This is a genomic window from Streptomyces sp. JW3, from assembly GCF_052216785.1.
GTDB lineage: Bacteria > Actinomycetota > Actinomycetes > Streptomycetales > Streptomycetaceae > Streptomyces.
This window is the reverse complement of sequence record NZ_JBQOUX010000002.1, coordinates 117,893-135,493: the sequence shown is the minus strand read 5'-3', so window position 1 is coordinate 135,493 and position 17,601 is coordinate 117,893. Positions and strand designations below refer to the sequence as shown.

At 71.6% G+C, this 17,601-nt stretch carries 18 protein-coding genes; 5 read left to right on the top strand and 13 right to left on the bottom strand.

The genetic code is table 11. The features are described 5' to 3' along the window. Window positions 1-4 precede the first annotated feature (4 nt). The 8 genes from ACTT8P_RS02005 to ACTT8P_RS01970 form a co-directional block, all read right to left on the bottom strand. A complete protein-coding gene (locus ACTT8P_RS02005; protein WP_442829733.1) occupies window positions 5-1,102 on the bottom strand; it encodes a hypothetical protein in 1,098 nt (365 codons plus the stop codon). Between the two features lie 71 nt (window positions 1,103-1,173). Next, window positions 1,174-1,749 (bottom strand): SigE family RNA polymerase sigma factor, encoded by a 576-nt coding sequence (locus ACTT8P_RS02000; RefSeq protein ID WP_442829732.1) that lies wholly within the window; start codon window positions 1,747-1,749, stop codon window positions 1,174-1,176. Window positions 1,750-2,297: 548 nt separating this feature from the next. Continuing rightward, window positions 2,298-3,374, bottom strand: coding sequence for an aspartate-semialdehyde dehydrogenase (locus tag ACTT8P_RS01995; RefSeq protein ID WP_442829731.1), 1,077 nt, complete (start codon window positions 3,372-3,374; stop codon window positions 2,298-2,300). After that, window positions 3,374-4,666 carry an aspartate kinase gene (locus ACTT8P_RS01990; RefSeq protein WP_442829730.1) on the bottom strand — a complete coding sequence of 431 codons (1,293 nt, stop codon included), beginning with the start codon at window positions 4,664-4,666 and terminating at the stop codon, window positions 3,374-3,376. Before ACTT8P_RS01990 ends, ACTT8P_RS01995 begins: the two co-directional genes overlap by 1 nt. A 189-nt stretch (window positions 4,667-4,855) precedes the next feature. Continuing rightward, the gene (locus ACTT8P_RS01985; protein ID WP_442829729.1) at window positions 4,856-5,173 is read right to left on the bottom strand and encodes a hypothetical protein; all 318 of its coding nucleotides are present in this window, start codon (window positions 5,171-5,173) and stop codon (window positions 4,856-4,858) included. A 243-nt stretch (window positions 5,174-5,416) separates the two neighbouring features. After that, entirely contained in the window at window positions 5,417-6,388 is a 972-nt protein-coding gene (locus ACTT8P_RS01980) for a hypothetical protein (RefSeq protein ID WP_442829728.1), read from the bottom strand. Between the two features lie 282 nt (window positions 6,389-6,670). After that, window positions 6,671-6,853 carry a DUF397 domain-containing protein gene (locus tag ACTT8P_RS01975; RefSeq protein WP_442829727.1) on the bottom strand — a complete coding sequence of 61 codons (183 nt, stop codon included), beginning with the start codon at window positions 6,851-6,853 and terminating at the stop codon, window positions 6,671-6,673. Further along, window positions 6,846-7,625, bottom strand: a complete 780-nt coding sequence (locus ACTT8P_RS01970) for a helix-turn-helix domain-containing protein (protein ID WP_442829773.1) — start codon at window positions 7,623-7,625, stop codon at window positions 6,846-6,848. Before ACTT8P_RS01970 ends, ACTT8P_RS01975 begins: the two co-directional genes overlap by 8 nt. Before the next feature lie 102 nt (window positions 7,626-7,727). Here ACTT8P_RS01970 and ACTT8P_RS01965 point away from each other — a divergent pair, with 102 nt between their 5' ends. Both ACTT8P_RS01965 and ACTT8P_RS01960 read left to right on the top strand, forming a co-directional pair. Further along, complete coding sequence (locus ACTT8P_RS01965; protein ID WP_442829726.1) at window positions 7,728-8,120, top strand: hypothetical protein; 393 nt, start codon at window positions 7,728-7,730, stop codon at window positions 8,118-8,120. 7 nt (window positions 8,121-8,127) lie between these two features. Further along, window positions 8,128-8,853 (top strand): TSUP family transporter, encoded by a 726-nt coding sequence (locus tag ACTT8P_RS01960; protein WP_442829725.1) that lies wholly within the window; start codon window positions 8,128-8,130, stop codon window positions 8,851-8,853. Between the two features lies 1 nt (window position 8,854). Here ACTT8P_RS01960 and ACTT8P_RS01955 read toward each other — a convergent pair whose 3' ends face one another. The 3 genes from ACTT8P_RS01955 to ACTT8P_RS01945 form a co-directional block, all read right to left on the bottom strand. Beyond that, complete coding sequence (locus ACTT8P_RS01955) at window positions 8,855-9,514, bottom strand: DUF5063 domain-containing protein (RefSeq protein ID WP_442829724.1); 660 nt, start codon at window positions 9,512-9,514, stop codon at window positions 8,855-8,857. Then, window positions 9,507-10,106, bottom strand: a complete 600-nt coding sequence (gene recR, locus ACTT8P_RS01950) for a recombination mediator RecR (protein ID WP_442829723.1) — start codon at window positions 10,104-10,106, stop codon at window positions 9,507-9,509. The genes ACTT8P_RS01955 and recR overlap by 8 nt, the downstream gene beginning before the upstream one ends. 68 nt (window positions 10,107-10,174) lie before the next feature. Next, window positions 10,175-10,519, bottom strand: a complete 345-nt coding sequence (locus tag ACTT8P_RS01945; RefSeq protein ID WP_442829722.1) for a YbaB/EbfC family nucleoid-associated protein — start codon at window positions 10,517-10,519, stop codon at window positions 10,175-10,177. A 235-nt stretch (window positions 10,520-10,754) separates the two neighbouring features. Here ACTT8P_RS01945 and ACTT8P_RS01940 point away from each other — a divergent pair, with 235 nt between their 5' ends. After that, entirely contained in the window at window positions 10,755-11,450 is a 696-nt protein-coding gene (locus tag ACTT8P_RS01940) for an SLATT domain-containing protein (protein ID WP_442829721.1), read from the top strand. Window positions 11,451-11,539: 89 nt separating this feature from the next. On the opposite strand, the gene ACTT8P_RS01935 is transcribed toward ACTT8P_RS01940, so the two are convergent. Beyond that, the gene (locus ACTT8P_RS01935) at window positions 11,540-13,081 is read right to left on the bottom strand and encodes a substrate-binding domain-containing protein (RefSeq protein WP_442829720.1); all 1,542 of its coding nucleotides are present in this window, start codon (window positions 13,079-13,081) and stop codon (window positions 11,540-11,542) included. Window positions 13,082-13,253: 172 nt separating this feature from the next. Beyond that, window positions 13,254-15,119, bottom strand: a complete 1,866-nt coding sequence (locus tag ACTT8P_RS01930; protein WP_442829719.1) for a serine/threonine-protein kinase — start codon at window positions 15,117-15,119, stop codon at window positions 13,254-13,256. A gap of 209 nt (window positions 15,120-15,328) precedes the next feature. Between ACTT8P_RS01930 and ACTT8P_RS01925 the strand changes: the two genes are divergently transcribed. Beyond that, complete coding sequence (locus tag ACTT8P_RS01925) at window positions 15,329-16,705, top strand: aspartate aminotransferase family protein (RefSeq protein ID WP_442829718.1); 1,377 nt, start codon at window positions 15,329-15,331, stop codon at window positions 16,703-16,705. Between the two features lie 102 nt (window positions 16,706-16,807). Beyond that, window positions 16,808-17,512, top strand: coding sequence for a GntR family transcriptional regulator (locus ACTT8P_RS01920; RefSeq protein ID WP_442829717.1), 705 nt, complete (start codon window positions 16,808-16,810; stop codon window positions 17,510-17,512). The last annotated feature ends 89 nt before the right edge of the window (window positions 17,513-17,601 follow it).

Below are 17,601 nucleotides of genomic sequence, written 5' to 3'. Positions count from 1 at the left end.
CCCTCTAAGACCCCGCCAGCACACCCGTCCAGTACACGGTCCCGGCGCAGGCGTTGGACACCGTGGCCGTCGCCGTGCCCGAACCCGTCTGCGCCGTGTAGGTCACGGCCACGCTTCCGTCCGCCGGGGCGTCCGCGACGATCAGCTGGGCCGTGGTGCCGGTGGTGGTGCTCGCGGTGTCCGTGCCGCCGGTGCCGGTCTCGGTGGGCGACGGGTCCGGTGAGGGGTCGCCGGTGCCGCCGGTGTCCCCGCCGCCGGTGGTGGGACAGGTCGCCGAGGGCACCCAGGCGAACCGCACCTCGTACGCCCCGCCCGGCTCCAGCAGCAGCTGCCCGGCCTCCAGCGAGGGGTCCGGCAGTCCGGTCGCCGGGTCCCCGGCGACGTGCCGCGCGGTACCGATCCTGGTGGCGTCCGCCGCGCCCAGCGCGCTCACGGCGACCGAGCCCGGGCCACCGACGGTGCAGCCGGCCGAGGAGACGTTGCTGACCCGGAAGGAGCCGTAGACCACGCCGGTCGAGTCGGGTGCGGCGCTGGAGCCGACCGCGCTGCCGAGTTGGTCCGCCGCGCAGACCGCCGTACCGGTGCCGCTGCTGGTGGACGGGTCGGCGCCGGTGGCCGATCCGCCGCCGGCCGCGGTCTCCTTGTCCTTCTCCTTCTCCTCGCGGCCGGCCTCCCCCTTGCCCTTGCCCTGCTCGGCGGCGCCGACCGTGGCGCTCTGTCCGCCGGCCGGGTTCTTGCCCTGGCCGGCGCCGCCCTGGGCCTGGGAGGCGTTGCCGGCCACGGACGGGTCGGCCCCCGGGCCGGTCGAGTTGGAGACGTGCACCAGCGCGGGGATGGCGGTGCCGATGAAGAGCGCGGCGGCGGCCATGCCGACCGCGGCCTGGCGCTTGCGGGCCCGCCGGGCGGGGACCGCGCGGCGCAGGTGCTCCAGGGCGCCGTCGCGGGGCTCCACCTCCTGAACGGCCTGGTGCAGCAGCCGGCGCAGCGCCGCCTCGTCCGGCGCGAGCCCGTCCCCGGCGTCGTCGTCGGGCGCGCTCCCCTGACTTTCCTGGCTCTCCTGGCTCTCCTGACCCTCATCGAGTCCGTCGGGGCCGTGGTTCACAGTTCCGTTCCCAGCGTGCGATTGCTTCCGCTCTTGTCCGTCCGGTCCGTGCGACGCACCGGTGCCGTCACTCATGCCGGCGCCTCCATGGCCAGCCTGAGCGCGGCGATGCCGCGTGAACCGTACGCCTTGACCGAGCCCAGCGATATGCCGAGCGTCTCGGCCACCTGCGCCTCGGTCATGTCGGCGAAGTACCTGAGCACCAGGACCTCGCGCTGGCGGCGCTGGAGATTCTTCATCGCCTTGATCAGGGAGTCGCGCTCCAGCTGGTCGTAGGCGCCCTCTTCCGCGCTCGCCATGTCGGGCATCGGTTTCGACAGCAGCTTCAGACCGATGATCCGGCGGCGCAGCGCAGACCGGGACAGGTTCACCACCGTCTGCCGCAGATACGCCAGCGTCTTCTGCGGGTCACGGACCCGCTTGCGCGCGGAGTGCACCCGGATGAACGCCTCCTGCACGACGTCCTCGCAGGAGGCGGTGTCGTCGAGCAGCAGCGCGGCCAGGCCGAGCAGCGACCGGTAGTGCGTGCGGTACGTCTCGGTGAGGTGGTCGACGGTGGTCCCCGCCGCCGCCACGTCCTCGGCGCCGTCCCGCTGCGTCGGCAGGGGTGCGGGCTGGGCTGCGGGCATGGGCGCGATCACCGGCATGCCACCGGCCGCGCGAGGACGCGCGAGCCGACGGGGCGGCCGTAGGGCCGTGCCGTGTATCGCCGCCGGGGGTACCCCCTGCTCGAAGAGCTTGGGGGACAAGTCGAGTACCTCTGCCACGCCAGTTGGACACGCGTCGCCCCCTGAGGGTTGTACGCGCCGAGCGCTTTGTTCGCCCCACCCGTCCCGCTGGTTCCGCTCGCCCTGCTCGCCCAGCTCGCCCCGCTCGCCTCGTTCGCTCTCGCGTCCGGCAGCGCCCCCGATGGTGCCTCAATCGCCGTCATGCGTCCCGCACTTCCCCTATGTCCCCTAGGGCGCGAACGTCCCCACGTCCGCGCCTCGGCGCCCCCCGGGCCCCGAAATGAGGTGACCGCAAAGACGCTCCCCGCCTTCCGCGTGGTTGCGAAGGGCGGGGAGGAAAATCTTCTGACGGCACCCGGTCATTGATCAATAGATCCGGACCAACGACCGGATCACACCGCTTACACGGATCCTACAAATGTTTCACGTGAAACGACCGGTGATTTTTCCGCCCCCCGCCGGGCGCCTCACACGAGCTCGACCGCGACCAACTCCGCGATCTGCGCGGTGTTCAGCGCCGCGCCCTTGCGCAGATTGTCTCCGCACACGAAGAGTTCGAGCGCCGTGGGGTCGTCCAGCGCCCGCCGCACCCGGCCCACCCAGGTGGGATCGGTGCCGACCGCGTCCGCGGGAGTGGGGAACTCGCCGGCGGCGGGATTGTCGAAGAGGACCACACCGGGTGCGGTGGCCAGGATCTCGCGGGCCCGGCCGACGGTGACCTCGCCCTCGAAGCGGGCGTGCACGGTCAGCGAGTGGGTGGTGACCACGGGGACCCGTACGCAGGTCACCGCGACCGGGAGCCGCGGCAGCCCGAGAATCTTGCGGGACTCGTCCCGCACCTTCATCTCCTCCGAGGACCAGCCGTCCTCCCGCACCGACCCGGCCCACGGTACGACGTTCAGCGCGACCGGCTCGGGGAACGGACCGGTGTCGTCGCCGACCGCCCGCCGCAGGTCACCGGGGTTGGTCCCGAGTTCCGTACCGGCCACCAGGGAGAGCTGGCGGCGCAGCGTCTCCACCCCGTCCCGCCCGGCCCCGCTCACCGCCTGGTACGAGGAGACCACCAGCTCGCGCAGGCCGAACTCGGCGTGCAGCGCGCCCAGCGCCACGATCATGGAGAGCGTGGTGCAGTTGGGGTTCGCGACGATGCCGCGCGGGCGCATCCGCACCGCGTGCGGGTTGACCTCGGGCACGACCAGCGGCACGTCCGGGTCCATCCGGAAGGCGCCGGAGTTGTCGACCACGACCACGCCCCTGGCGGCGGCGACCGGCGCCCACTGGGCCGCGACCTCGTCGGGCACGTCGAACATGGCGACGTCGACGCCGTCGAAGGCGTCCTCGGTGAGCGCGACGACCTCGACCTCCTCGCCGCGCACGGCCAGCTTGCGGCCGGCCGAGCGCGGGGAGGCGATCAGGCGGATCTCGCCCCAGATGTCCGCGTGCTCGGACAGGATCCGGAGCATGACGGACCCCACGGCGCCGGTCGCGCCGACGACGGCGAGCGTCGGCCGCCCGGCCCGCGGGGACCGTTCACTTTCGGCCATCAGCGGCCGGTGCCTCCGTAGACCACGGCCTCGTCGCTCTCGGAGTCCAGGCCGAAGGCGGTGTGCACGGCGCGCACGGCCTCGTTGACGTCGTCCTTGCGGGTGACGACCGAGATGCGGATCTCGGAGGTCGAGATCAGCTCGATGTTCACGCCCGCGTCGCTGAGCGCCTTGAAGAAGTCGGCGGTGACCCCGGGGTTGGTCTTCATCCCGGCGCCGACCAGCGAGATCTTGCCGATCTGGTCGTCGTAGCGCAGCGACTCGAAGCCGATGCCGGAGCGGTTCTTCTCCAGGGCGTCGATGGCCTTGCGGCCCTCGCTCTTGGGGAGGGTGAAGGAGATGTCCGTCAGGCCCGTGGAGGCGGCGGACACGTTCTGCACGATCATGTCGATGTTGATCTCGGCGTCGGCGATCGTGCGGAAGATCGTGGCCGCCTCGCCCGGCTTGTCGGGCACGCCGACGACCGTGATCTTGGCCTCGGAGGTGTCGTGCGCGACACCGGAGATCATGGCCTGCTCCACCTGCTGCTCCCCTTGCTGCTGCGTCTTGCGAACGGGCGGCTCACTGCTCACCCAGGTGCCCTGGAGTCCGCTGAAGCTGGACCGGACGTGGATCGGGATGTCGTACCGCCTGGCGTACTCCACGCACCGGTGGAGCAGCACCTTCGAACCGTTGGCGGCCAGTTCCAGCATGTCCTCGAAGGAGATCCAGTCGATCTTCTTCGCCTTGGTCACCACGCGCGGGTCGGCGGTGAACACGCCGTCGACGTCGGTGTAGATCTCGCACACGTCGGCGTCCAGCGCGGCCGCCAGCGCCACGGCCGTGGTGTCGGAGCCGCCCCGGCCCAGCGTGGTGATGTCCTTGCTGTCCTGGCTGACGCCCTGGAAGCCGGCCACGATGGCGATGTTGCCCTTGTCCACCGAGGTCTTGATGCGGCCCGGCGTGACGTCGATGATCCGGGCTTTGTTGTGGACCGAGTCGGTGATGACTCCTGCCTGGCTGCCGGTGAACGACTGGGCCTCGTGGCCCAGGTTCTTGATCGCCATCGCCAGCAGGGCCATGGAGATCCGCTCTCCGGCGGTCAGCAGCATGTCGAGCTCACGCCCGGCAGGCATCGGGGAAACCTGCTCGGCGAGATCGATCAGCTCGTCCGTCGTGTCGCCCATCGCGGAAACGACGGCGACCACCTGGTTGCCGTTCTTCTTCGCTTCCACGATCCGCTTGGCGACGCGCTTGATGCCCTCGGCATCGGCTACGGAGGAGCCTCCGTACTTCTGCACGACAAGGCCCACGTGCGCTCCTCGCTCAATCCGTCTCTTTCCGCACGTACGTGTATGTACTGCGGTCGGCTCAGTCTAACGAGCGTCCGAATTTCCCCCCTGCGATATCGCATGGTGAGACCTACGGCCCGCCCGGTCGTCCAGGCAGGCTCATGCCCAGGGTTTTCCTCGGGCACTCGGAACGTGCCGTGTGTCACAGGTTCACAAGAGGTCGTTGAGGGGCTCGGTTTCGAGGGTGATGTCGACGGGGCCTGGGATGCGGACCGTCGCTCCGAAGGGGAGCCGTTCTCCCCTTCGGTGGCGGCCGCCCTCCGGCTGGCTGAGCACGGTCGTCGAGCGGTCGGCACGGTCGATGACCAAGTGGACCGGGATACCCACCGCGGCGTAGGCGTCCGGCCTCACCTCGCGGATGAGTCGATCCGCCTCCTCGTCGTACGAGGTGATCTCCACCGTCATGAGTACGCCGACGCCGGCGGACCAGTCGCCGTGCCCCCGGAAGTCGCCTGCGGGCGCGAGCACGCCGTCCGGCCTCATCCGGCCTGCCGCCGCACCGACCCGCGCACAGCCCGCGGTACGGGTAGAGCCAGGTGCCGCCCGCCTCGGCCCATTGTCTCTGGAGCCAGGCGAGAGCCTCGCTGCGGTTGCCGTCCGGCCCTCGCCGCACAGCGAGTCGGCCGTCGAGGTACTCCAGCCAGACCGTCTCCGGTGCGCGGCGGGCCAGTTCCTCGAAGTCCTCGACGCACAGTTGGGGCCGCGGCACGCTCATCGCGTCCTTTCCGAGCGGGGGCGGATGCCGGCCCGTACCTCGGCCGCGCGGAGGGGGACGTCGACGATCTCGTACACGGCGGTCGGGTCGGCGAGGAAGGTGTCCGGGACGTATCCGGCGTCCAGCGTCCCGGCCGCCTCGGCCGCGAGGTCGGCCTCGTACTCGGCGCGGCAGTCCGGGCACATGCCGCCGTCGATCCTCACCGTCCGCTCGTCCGCGTCGCAGGTGACGCAGGCCATCACGACACGCGTGACGCGGGCCCTGCGCGGGGCCGGCTTCTGGCGGATCCTGGCCTTGCTCGGGGGCATCTTGTTCTCCAGTCGTTTACGTGCGAACCCGCCGGGGTTGCTCACGGCCGGCGGGAGTCCTTCGGTCAGGGCCCGGGTGATCTGTCCCGGGGTGGAGCCGCGCGCCAGCCACTCGGCGGCCAGCGACTCCAGGGACTTGCAGTCGCCCTCGGACAAGGGCATACGGGGGTCCGTGTCGCGGAGTTCGGTGAGCGTGAGGTAGGCGACGCTTTCCTGAGCCTCGGGTTCGGGCTCGGGGGCTGCGGGTTCTGGCTCCGGCTCCGGCTCGTCCGTCCTGGCCAGGCCCCTCGCGTAGTCCTCGGTGACGATCCGGCCCTTGCGCTCCCTGGCGAACGTCTCCCACCACTCGTCCGGCCTGCGCGTCCGCGACCAGTACGTGCGCGTCACCCAGCGCATGGAGCCGTCCTCGACGGTGAGGTGCTCCCGGATGTGCCGCAGGTGTCCGGCCTCGTCCAGACCGCGCAGCGACGTACGGACGGCCTGCTGGCCGTAGCGGGGGTGTACGGCGGCGATTGCCTTGTAGCCCATCGCGTGGCCGTCGTCGAGGTGGTCGATGAAGACGGCGAGCTCTCGGTCCCGGGGGCGCAAGTGTGCGAAGTCCGGGTCGGCGTGCGGGGCTTCGTCACCGGCGGGGCGTTTCCCGTAACCCGGATTGGCCATCGGGTGGGACGGGGAGGGCAGGACAGGAATAGGGTTGGCGTAAGCCACGGGCGAACTCGCGTTTCGTTCCGTCGGTCAGGCCCCGTTTGGTGTTGGCGCACCGCGGGGCCGACTCATTGCTGGTCAGATGCCGTGAACCTAGAGCGCTGTCACGCACCGGCGCAAGCTGACCACGGAACGTCACTCTTACGAGCTACGTCGCCCTAATTGACGTACAGACTTGGTTGGTTGGGTATCTCAAACCAGACCAGGAACCCATGGGAAGGGCTCGAAGCCCGAGGCTCAAGCCCCGGGCTGAACTGCGGCGATGAACGCCGACCAGGAGGATGCCGTAACGCGGAGTTCGGGGCCGGGGCGGTTCTTGGAGTCGCGGATGTGGACGGCGGTCGAACGGGCGACCTCCACGCAGGCGCCACCTTCACCGTCGCTGTAGCTCGACTTGACCCACTTCATCTGGTCACTCACGGCTCTTCACCATCCGCTCGATGAAACGGACCGACTCATCGGGGTCGAGGGCCCGCGTACGGATCATGCTAAGCGCCTCGGTGGCACGGCCGACAACCCCTGGATCGGCCGATAGTTCGCTGGCGAACGCCCCTTCAGCGAAGGCGTAACGCTCATGGTCGCGCGTCTCGATGAGCACCATGGGGCCCTCCAGCGCGTTGCTGAACGCCCGGTCGAACGGCAACACCTGGATCACGACGTTCCGCAGACGCGCCGCCTCCAACAGCCGCTCCAGTTGCTCCTGGTCGACCAGCGGGCTCCGCAACGCCGCCTCGTACAGGACGAAGGACAACGCCACCGGCGGCTTTCGCCCGGTGAGGATGGCCTGTCGCTCCAGCCGGACCGCCACCCGCTCCTCCACCGTCTCGTCGTCCTGCGGCGGCAGACGGTCGCTGATCAGCTTCCGTGCGTACGCGGCCGTCTGCAACAGCCCGGGAATGAGCGCTACCTCGTACCACCAGATACTGATCGCCTGGCTCTCCCGCTCCATGTACTCCTGTGCCCGCGCCGGGAACTTCTCCTTGCTCAGGTACTCCTTGGCCGCGCTCAGCAACTGCCCCGCGTCGCACAACTCGTCGGCCACGTCCAGGACTCGGGCCGTCGGCATGCGGACTCCCTGTTCCATGGACTTGATGGTGTCCGGGGAGTAGTTGGTGGCGGCGGCCAGCTGGACTCGGCTGATGTTCGCTCTCGTGCGCCAGCGCTTCAGCTGGTTGCCGGTGAAGCGCCACATGACAGGCGGCTGGGACACAGCACGCACCTCCGATCGGTACACCACGGTGTGTAACCCTCGCGTCACTACCGAGCGTAGGCAGGTGATGGCCAACCTGGGGTCATGACGAACGCAATTCACCCCCGTCCCAACTGGGTCCCCCTCACCGGCCTCCGACTCCACGTCGCCGGGGTGCACTTCGATGCCGTGCGGATCGACGGCATCCGGGGGGAGTTGGTCGCCGACTGGCTGATCGATGTCACCGGTGAGGACGCGGGGCCGATCGTGTGCGAGGCGAGTGGGGGGCGGTGGGTGTACTTCCTGTTGGCGCCGGGGGCGCTCGGGGGGTGGGACTGGCCGCTCGGGGTGCAGTTGCTGGGGCGGGCGACCGGGACCGTCACGTACATCGGCGTTCCGGCGCTCGCGGGGAACACCTGGCCGCTGCGGTGGTACAGCGGGCCCACGGCGACCGCCCCGTACGTGTGCCCGGTGCGGTTGCGGGCGGCGCTGGGATGATCGGCTGATGCTGATGGATGACGTACTGCTGGCCGGGACCGTGCTGCTCGGGGCGTCGGTGCAGTGGCTGACCGGGATGGGGTTCGCCCTGGTCGCCGTGCCGGCCCTGGTGTTGTTGCTGGGGCCCGCCGAGGGGGTGGTGCTCGCCAACTGCGCGTCCGGGGTGATTTGCCTGATCGGGCTGGCGGAGGGGTGGCGGCGGGTGCGGGTGGGGGCGATGGTGCCGTTGTGTGTCGCGGCGGCGTGCACCGTGCCGGTGGGGGCGTGGCTGACCGGGCACCTTCCCGAGCCGGCCCTGATGGTCGTCATGGGCGCGCTGGTGACGGTCGCCGTGCTGCTGGTCATGGGTGGGGCCCGGGTGCACGCCCTGCGGGGGACGAAGGGCGCGGTCGCGGCGGGGGCGATAGGCGGGATCATGAACTCGGCGGCGGGGGTGGGCGGGCCGCCGATGTCGCTCTACGCGGTCAACGCGGGGTGGACGGCGCGGGAGTTCATACCGAACGCCTTCTTCTACGGCGTCGTCGTCAACGTCTTCTCCGTCGCGGCCCACGGCACACCGGGGCTCGGCGGCGCGCAGTGGGCGTGGGTCGCGGGTGCCCTGGTCGTGGGGATGGTGATCGGGCGGGCGTTGTCCGGGCGGCTGTCGGAGCGGCGGGCTCGGGGGTTGGTGCTCGGGCTGGCGCTGGCGGGCGGGGTGACGACTGTGGTGAAGGGGGTGTGCGGGGTTGTTTGAGTTACTTGACCGGGCGCAGGCCCAGTGGGCCCGCGATCTCCTCCACCATGACCTGGCCGGCCTCCGCCTCCAGGGTCTCGTCGCCGAGGTCCTCGTCGGTGTCCAGGCCGTCGAGGGCGGCCAGCGGCTGGTTGAGGCGGACGTGGGCGACCACCGACTGGAGGGCGCGCAGGGCCGCCGACGCGGTGGAGCCCCAGTTGGAGAAGTAGGAGAACTGCCACCACCACAGGGCCTCCGTGGTGCGGCCGGCCCGGTAGTGGACCATGCCGTGGCGCAGGTCGGTGATGACGTCGGTCAGATCGTCCGAGATCCGGGCCGGGACGGGGGCCTTGCGGGGCTCGTACGGGTCGAAGACCTCGGAGTAGACGTCGATGGGTTCGAGGAGGCGGGCCAGGTTCTCGCGGAGGTCGTCCACGTCCAGCTCGGGACCCGGGTCGGGCTCGTAGCGGTCGTCCGGGACGATGTCCTCGTGGGCGCCGAGGCGGCCGCCGGCCAGCAGCAGCTGGGAGACCTCCAGGAGGAGGAAGGGGACCGCCGAGGCCGGTTCGTCGCCCTTGGCCACCTCCGTGACGGCGACCAGGAAACTTTCCACCTGGTCGGCGATCTGGACCGCGAAGTCGTCCGGGTTCTGGTTCGTCGCGTGCAGCGTGGCGTCAGACATCTAGGAGTCGTCTCCCCTCGAAGGCGCGGCCGAGGGTCACCTCGTCCGCGTATTCCAGGTCGCCGCCCACCGGGAGGCCGCTGGCCAGGCGGGTGACCTTGAGGCCCATGGGCTTGATCATGCGGGCGAGGTACGTCGCTGTCGCCTCGCCCTCCAGATTCGGGTCCGTGGCCAGGATCAGCTCCGTGACCGTGCCGTCCGCGAGGCGGGCCAGCAGCTCGCGGATGCGCAGGTCGTCGGGGCCGACGCCGTCGATCGGGCTGATCGCGCCGCCGAGGACGTGGTAGCGGCCGCGGAACTCACGGGTGCGCTCGATGGCCACGACGTCCTTCGGTTCCTCCACCACGCAGATGACGGCCGGGTCGCGGCGGGTGTCGCGGCAGATGTTGCACTGCTCCTCCTGCGCGATGTTCCCGCAGGTCACGCAGAACCGGACCTTCGCCTTGACCTCCATCAGCGCGTGCGCCAGACGCCGTACGTCGGTCGGTTCCGTCTGGAGGATGTGGAAGGCGATCCGCTGCGCGCCCTTGGGACCGACGCCGGGCAGCCGCCCCAGTTCGTCGATGAGGTCCTGGACCACGCCTTCGTACAACGGACTGCCGTCCTTCCTGGGGTTCCTTCAGTGCGTACGGTAAAGGGCCGGGGGCCTTCTTAGAAAGGTCAGAAAGGCAGGCCCGGGATGCCGCCGCCGCCGCCGAGGCCCTGGGCCAGCGGGCCGAGCTTCTGCTGCTGGAGGGTCTGGGCGTTCTCGTTGGCCGCCTGGACGGCGGCGACGACCAGGTCGGCGAGGGTCTCGGTGTCCTCGGGGTCCACCGCCTTGGGGTCGATCACGAGGCCGCGCAGCTCGCCCGAGCCGGTGACGGTGGCCTTCACCAGGCCGCCGCCGGCCTGGCCGTCGACCTCCGTCCGCGCCAGTTCCTCCTGGGCCCGCGCCAGATCCTGCTGCATCTTCTGGGCCTGCTGGAGCAGCTGCTGCATGTTGGGCTGGCCACCACCGGGGATCACGATCAGCTCCTGTCGCCGCGTTCGCGCTGAGTTTTTCCGTTCGGCACGAGCCTACGTGGTCCGGGCGGCCCTCGCCCCAGCACTCTTTCGAGTGAGAGGCGGCGATTCCGGGGCCTGATCAGTGACCTCTTCCGGGCGGAAAAGTGGTGATACCAGGGCTTTCGCCACCCTTCCGGGGGTAGGAAGGGGTCCGGTCGTCACGTGTCGTGATCGCTTGATCAGTGGGGAGTGCCGGGTGGGTCAGAGGGATGAGCCGGGTGACCTGACGGGGCGGGCCTTTCCGCTCGGCGACTGGGGGCTGCCGGCCGAGCGGCTGGACGAGCTGTACCGGTGGGTGGAGCGGGGGGCGCTGGAGACGGCGGCGTGGTACCTCGCGGACCGGGCGTGGAAGCGGCGGGGCGCGCGGGTGCTGCGCGGCGGGGCGGCGGCGGGGGCGGTCGCGGGGGCGGCGCTGCCGCTGCTGGACCTGACGGGGGTGGTGGGCGGGGTGGCGGCCTGGGGGTATCTGGCGCTGCTGCTCGGGGTGGCGTGCGTGGCCGGCGACCGGTACTTCGGGATGACGTCCGGCTGGATGCGGGACGTGGCCACGGCGCAGGCGGTGCAGCGGCGGCTCCAGGTGCTCCAGTTCGACTGGGCGGCGGAGAGCGTGCGGGAGGTGCTGGGGCCCGCGGAGGGCACGGCGGGGGAGGCGGCGGAGCGGTGTCTGCTGGTGCTGCGGAGGTTCTCCGAGGACCTGACGGAGCTGGTGCGGGCGGAGACGGCGGACTGGATGGTGGAGTTCCGGACGGGCTCCGCGCCGCTGGGCATCCAGGTGGGCGGGGGCGCCGGGGGGCGGGGGCTGGAGGGGGCGGTGGCGCAGGCGCGGTTCGGAGTGCCGTCGGGCAGCGCTCGGCCGAACATGCCCCGGCAGCGGCCGCCCGAGACTCGGTGACCCCGGGCCCGGGGGCAAGGTGGGTCTGCTGGAAATGGATGACACTTCAGGGCGAACTGTCATCCATTTCCAGCAGACCCCCTCCCCGGTCACTCGGCGCAGAGGGTGAGGCCCTCCGGGGTGTAGCAGGGGACGTGGCCGTGGGTGCGGGTGATGTCCTGGCCGTTGCCTCTGGTCAGGTAGGTCAGGAAGCTGGAGGCCAGGGAGTCGGCCGGGGGGCGGCCGTAGGTGTAGGCGTACTCGATCTCGCGGTACGGGTAGTCGTTCGTACCGTGCTCGATGGCGTCGACGGACGGCGGGTCGCCGTCGAGCCGCAGCAGCCGTACGCCGTCCACGCGGGCGGCCAGGTTCAGCTCGCTGTAACCGATCGCGCCGCTCAGTTCGGCGACGGTCGACAGCACCTGGTCGGTGGAGTCGAGTTCGCAGCGGACGAAGCCGATCGACGGGTCGTCCTTGTGGACGCAGTCCAGTGAGCTGTTGGCGACCTCCCCGCGGCCCAGCACCCGGCGCTGGAGGACCTGTCTGGTGCCGGAGTCGGCGTCCCGGCTGACCAGCCGGACCGCCAGGTCGGGGCCGCCGACCTCCGCCCAGTTGGTGATCTCGCCGCTGTACAGGCGGCGTACGTCGGCGGTGGAGAGGTTGTCCGCGGGCAGCCGTACGTCGTCGTTGACGACCAGGGCGAAGACCGACACCGCCACCCGGCTCTCCCGCAGGTCGGGCAGGCCGCTCGGCTTGGGGCCGTCGGAGAGGGCCACCAGCGGCGGGGAGCCGTTCTTCGTCTGCTCGCCGGCCGCCGCCAGCTCCCGTACGCCCGAGGTGGAGCCGTGCGGGTCCACCCTGATCTCGGGCTCGTCGTCCGCGCAGTCCCGTTCGTACTTCTCGGCCGCCTCCCGCAGGACGGGGGCGAAGGCCGTGGAGCCGATGAGGGTCAGCCGGCCGCCCGCGCAGCCGATCGGGGGGCGGGTGTCGTCCTGGGCGACGACGATCGCGGCCAGCGTGACCACGCACACCGTGAGCATGATGGTGATCAGCCGGGCGGCGCGGCCGAACAGCGGCGGGGTGTCGTCCGGGGTCGCGCTGCGGTTGGGGTGGACCTCGCCGTCCCGCAGGCCGCCGGTCAGCCGGATCTCCCGGCCCACGTCGCCGCCGGAGAGCAGGACCAGCAGCTTGAAGTGGTCGCCGCGGTTGAGCGGGACGCGGGGCACGCGCAGGGTGTTGCCCTCGTAGCCGAAGCCGCGGGCGGCGGTGAAGTGGTCCATCAGATGGCCGGTGGCCGACGGCTGGGTCACCGAGACGCCGCGGATCGTGCGGTCGGTGAAGACCGCGGTCAGGCCGTGCAGTTCGGGGCCCGTGTAGTCGTCGCGGTCGATGCTCTGGGAGCCGTCGTTCTCCACGCGCAGCAGGACCAGGGTGGCGTCCGTCATGCCCGGGGTCTCGTCGAACAGACCGAGGCGGCGGTTGAGGCGGCCGGAGCGGGCGTCGTCACCGATCGGGTTGTCCATCTGGACGCGGTAGCCGACCCGTTTGCGGCGCGGCACCCGGCGTTCGAACCAGAGCATGACACCCGAGGCGACGATGCCGAGGACCGCCGTGGCCACGGCGATCAGGTTCTCCGCGCTCAGCCACTGCACCCTGGGCCCCCGCCGATGAGTGTCATCCGGATCTGTCGTCCGGTCACCGTATGGCTGTGCGAGCGCCTTCCACCGTCCCCGTCGTACGAAGTTCACGCGCGTGAGCAACAGTTCGCCCGCTGTTCACCAACCGCTCATTCGAGCGGGGTGTGAGCAGAGGGGTCGTGATTGCTCACTCGCGGGAGAAGGTGAGCTTCTTCCCGTCGCTGGTGAGGACGCGCTCCAGGCTGCCATCGGGCAGCAGGGTGGCCTCGGAGGACGAACCCGGGGTGCAGGACTCGCTCGGCTCCCCGACCGTCACCTCGGACGGCCCGAACCGCACCGGCCCGTCACCACCGGGGTCGACCGCCAGTTCGGCCCGGAACACGCAGTGGTACCCGTCACCGTCGGCGACCAGGGACAGCACCGTGTCGCCCACCTCGCCCTGCTCGATGGTCAGCCGCCGCTGGTGGGTGCCGGTGGCGTTGTCGATGGTGGTGGTCCAGGTGCCCAGATAGCCGGCCGGGACCGCGCCGTCGTCCGCCGCGGGGGTGGTCGGCCGGTCGTCGGTGGTGGCCGGATCGGTGGCCTCGGACGTATCGGACACGTCCACGGTCGGTGTCGGGGCGGGGGCGCCGTCGTGGGCCCGGGTCCCGTCACCGTCGCCGTTCATCAGCGCGTACACCGAGCCCCCAGCGGCCAGCGCGACGACCAGGGCGATCACCACCAACAGCACGGTGGAAGGCCCCCGCCGGAACGGCGACTGCGGTGACTGGGGGTACGGATACGGCTGGGGCTGCGGCTGCGGCTGCGGCTGCGGCTGGTCGTACGCAGCCACGCGCGAGGGCGAGGCCGCGGGCGCGGGTGCGGGCGCGGGCACGCTGCCAGTGATCGACGACGCGGGCGCGGGCGCGGCTGCTGGCGCGGGCGGCGGCACAGGCGCGGGCGGCGGCACAGGCGGCCCCTCCCCCGCGACCACCGTCGGAAGGTGATCCACCGGAACACCGCCACCGGTCGGCGCCCCCGACACGGACGGCCCCGACACCGGCACCCCCGCCCCGGACGCCCCCGACACGGACGGCCCCGACACCGGCACCCCCGCCCCGGACTGCCCCCGCACCGGCGCCCCCGCCTCCCCCACCGGATCCTCCGCGTCCAGCAACCGCACCGCATGCCGCCCCAACTGGGCCACCAGCGCTCCCGGCAGCCACGGATCACGGGAGCGGCCGTCCGCGACGATGTCCTGCGCGCCCGTGCGGGCCAGGACCGTGCCCAGCGCGGGCCGGGCCGCCGGGTCCTTGCGCAGACACGCGCCGACCAGGTCGGCGATCCCCTCCGGCACCCCGGTCAGGTCCGGTTCCTCCTGGGCGATGCGGAACATCAGGGCGTGCACCCCGCTGTCGGCGGTGCCGAACGGCAGCGTGCCGGTGGCCGCGTAGGCCAGGACCGAGCCGAGGCAGAAGACGTCGCAGGCCGGCGTGAGCGGCTCCCCGCGGACCTGCTCGGGTGCCATGAAGCCGGGCGAGCCGACCAGCGCCCCGGTGTGGGTGAGGCCCGCCGCGGTCCGGGTCTCCAGCGCGCGGGCGATCCCGAAGTCGATGACACGGGGGCCGTCGATGGTGATCAGCACGTTGGACGGTTTGAGGTCGCGGTGCACGATCCCGGCGGCGTGGATGTCCTGGAGCGCGTGGGCGAGCCCGGCGCCGAGGATGCGGACCGACCGCTCGGGCAGCGCCCCGTGATCGTGCCCGATCACCTGCTGGAGGCTGGGCCCGGCGACGTACCCGGTGGCGACCCAGGGCACGGCGGCCTCCGTGTCCGCGTCCAGGACCGGTGCCGTCCAGTACCCGCCGACCCGCCGGGCCGCCGCGACCTCCTGCCGGAACCGCTCCCGGAACTCGTCCTGCCGGGCCAGTTCCGCGCGCACCAGCTTCACCGCGACCGTCCGGCCCCGGTCCGACCGGGCGAGGTACACCCGGCCCATGCCGCCCGCGCCCAGCCGGGCCAGCAGCCGGTGGTCGCCGACCCGGTGCGGATCACCCGCCGCGAGCTTCTCCATCGTCGCGCCCCCGAGTTTCCCTGAGTGTGAGCAACAGGCCGAGGATAGTGCGGGGTTGAGAGGGGAACGGTCGCACGGTGTCGACGGTTCCGTAACAGCTGGTGCACCGGTGGGGACGTACGGTGGTCGACAGCCTGTCGTGGAACGGCCCGGCGCGCAGACACGACGCCGATACCGTCCCCGTCCGCCCGCCGCCTACCCTCGGCCGCATGATCCCTCAGAACGACCGGCCCGACCCCCGGACCGGCGCCGCCGTCAAGGCCGCCGACCGCGCGCACGTCTTCCACTCCTGGTCCGCGCAGGACCTCATCGACCCGCTCGCCGTCGCCGGCGCGCAGGGGTCGTACTTCTGGGACTACGACGGCAACCGCTACCTCGACTTCACCAGCGGCCTCGTCTTCACCAACATCGGCTACCAGCACCCGAAGGTCGTCGCCGCGATCCAGGAGCAGGCGGCGCGGCTGACGACGTTCGCGCCCGCCTTCGCCGTCGAGGCCCGCTCGGAGGCGGCACGGCTGATCGCCGAGCGGACCCCCGGCGACCTCGACAAGATCTTCTTCACCAACGCCGGCGCGGACGCCGTCGAGCACGCGGTGCGGATGGCCCGGCTGCACACGGGGCGGCCGAAGGTGCTCGCCGCGTACCGCTCGTACCACGGCGGCACCCAGCAGGCGATCAACGTCACCGGGGACCCGCGGCGCTGGGCGTCCGACACCGGCACGGCGGGGGTGGTGCACTTCTGGGCGCCGTTCCTCTACCGCTCGCGCTTCTACGCCGAGACGGCCGAGCAGGAGTGCGCGCGGGCGCTGGAGCACCTGGAGACGACGATCGTCTTCGAGGGACCGGCCACCGTCGCCGCGATCGTCCTGGAGACCATCCCGGGCACGGCCGGGATCATGGTGCCGCCCGCCGGTTACCTGGCCGGGGTGCGGGAGATCTGCGACAAGTACGGGATCGTCTTCGTGCTGGACGAGGTGATGGCCGGGTTCGGGCGCACCGGTACCTGGTTCGCGGCCGACCTGTTCGGCGTCGTACCGGACCTGCTGACCTTCGCCAAGGGCGTGAACAGCGGATACGTGCCGCTCGGCGGGGTGGCGATCTCCGCCGAGATCGCCGCGACCTTCGCCGAGCGGCCCTACCCGGGCGGCCTGACCTACTCCGGGCACCCGCTGGCCTGCGCCGCCGCCGTCGCCACCATCAACGTGATGGAGGAAGAGGGCATCGTCGAGCACGCGGCCCGGCTCGGCGCCGACCTGGTCGGGCCCGCGCTGCGGGAGCTGGCCGCGCGGCACCCGAGCGTGGGCGAGGTGCGCGGCACCGGCATGTTCTGGGCGCTGGAGCTGGTACGGAACCGCCAGACGCGCGAGCCGCTGGTGCCGTACAACGCGACCGGGCAGGCCAACGCCCCGATGGCCGCGTTCGCCGCCACCGCGAAGGCGCACGGGCTGTGGCCCTTCGTCAACATGAACCGCACCCATGTGGTGCCGCCGTGCAACGTGAGCGAGGCCGAACTGAAGGAGGGGCTGGCGGCACTGGACACGGCACTGTCCGTGGCGGACACGTACACCGACACGTACACCGCGTGAGGCACCCGTGAACGCGTAAGGTGGCGTGCTCGTACATATTCTCGTACATATGTACGTGCTGTACGTGCACGCCGCCCCCACGTGACGAGGAGACGCCCGACCATGCCCGGCCCCAGCGGCAACGGTGCCGTGACGCGCAGCACCCTGCGGCAGCAGATCGCCGACGCGCTCCGCGACGAGGTACTGGCCGGACGGCTCCAGCCGGGGCAGGAGTTCACCGTCAAGGAGATCGCCGAGCAGTACGGGGTCTCCGCGACGCCGGTGCGCGAGGCGCTGGTGGACCTGTCCGCGCAGGGGCTGCTGGACGCCGACCACCACCGCGGCTTCCGGGTCCACGAGTACTCCGCCGCCGACTTCCGCGGCATGGTCGAGGCCCGCTGCCTGGTCACCGACGGGATGTTCCACGCGCTGGCGGCCGGTCACCGGGAGGCCGCCGCGCCGGGCGACGAGCAGCGGCTGACCGCGGCGCTGGCGGGGGTGCGGCGGCGCGGCGAGGAGGCGCAGCGGGCCGCCCAGGCCGGCGACCTGACTGTGCTGATCGGCTACGACCTGCGGTTCTGGCGGGAGCTGGCGGTGCTGTTCGGCAACCCGTACCTGTCCGACTTCCTGCACCGGCTGCGGGTGCAGAGCTGGGTGTGCACGGTGCAGCACCTGCGTCGGGTCGGTGATCTGCGCGGCACCCTGTGGTCCGGGCACACCGAACTGGTCGACGCGCTGGTCCGGCGGGACGCCGAGGCGGCCCGCTCGCTGGTCCTGGCGTACAACACGCACTCGCTCACGGTCGTGGCGCGGCTCTTCGCCGGATGACCCGCGGCCCGGGGTGGGGGGCGCACGCCTGGGTATGGGTTGGGCACGAGGGCCCCGGCCGGAGCACCTTTCCCGGCCGGGGAGCCGCC

What these genes read in the sequence shown, in the direction of transcription:
- ACTT8P_RS02000 (WP_442829732.1), bottom strand. Translation starts at nt 1,749, where the DNA reads ATGCCGGTGATCGCGCCCATGCCCGCAGCCCAGCCCGCACCCCTGCCG.
- ACTT8P_RS01995 (WP_442829731.1), bottom strand. Translation starts at nt 3,374, where the DNA reads ATGGCCGAAAGTGAACGGTCCCCGCGGGCCGGGCGGCCGACGCTCGCC.
- ACTT8P_RS01980 (WP_442829728.1), bottom strand. Translation starts at nt 6,388, where the DNA reads ATGGCCAATCCGGGTTACGGGAAACGCCCCGCCGGTGACGAAGCCCCG.
- ACTT8P_RS01970 (WP_442829773.1), bottom strand. Translation starts at nt 7,625, where the DNA reads ATGTGGCGCTTCACCGGCAACCAGCTGAAGCGCTGGCGCACGAGAGCG.
- ACTT8P_RS01965 (WP_442829726.1), top strand. Translation starts at nt 7,728, where the DNA reads ATGACGAACGCAATTCACCCCCGTCCCAACTGGGTCCCCCTCACCGGC.
- ACTT8P_RS01960 (WP_442829725.1), top strand. Translation starts at nt 8,128, where the DNA reads ATGCTGATGGATGACGTACTGCTGGCCGGGACCGTGCTGCTCGGGGCG.
- ACTT8P_RS01955 (WP_442829724.1), bottom strand. Translation starts at nt 9,514, where the DNA reads ATGTCTGACGCCACGCTGCACGCGACGAACCAGAACCCGGACGACTTC.
- ACTT8P_RS01930 (WP_442829719.1), bottom strand. Translation starts at nt 15,119, where the DNA reads ATGGAGAAGCTCGCGGCGGGTGATCCGCACCGGGTCGGCGACCACCGG.
- ACTT8P_RS01925 (WP_442829718.1), top strand. Translation starts at nt 15,329, where the DNA reads ATGATCCCTCAGAACGACCGGCCCGACCCCCGGACCGGCGCCGCCGTC.
- ACTT8P_RS01920 (WP_442829717.1), top strand. Translation starts at nt 16,808, where the DNA reads ATGCCCGGCCCCAGCGGCAACGGTGCCGTGACGCGCAGCACCCTGCGG.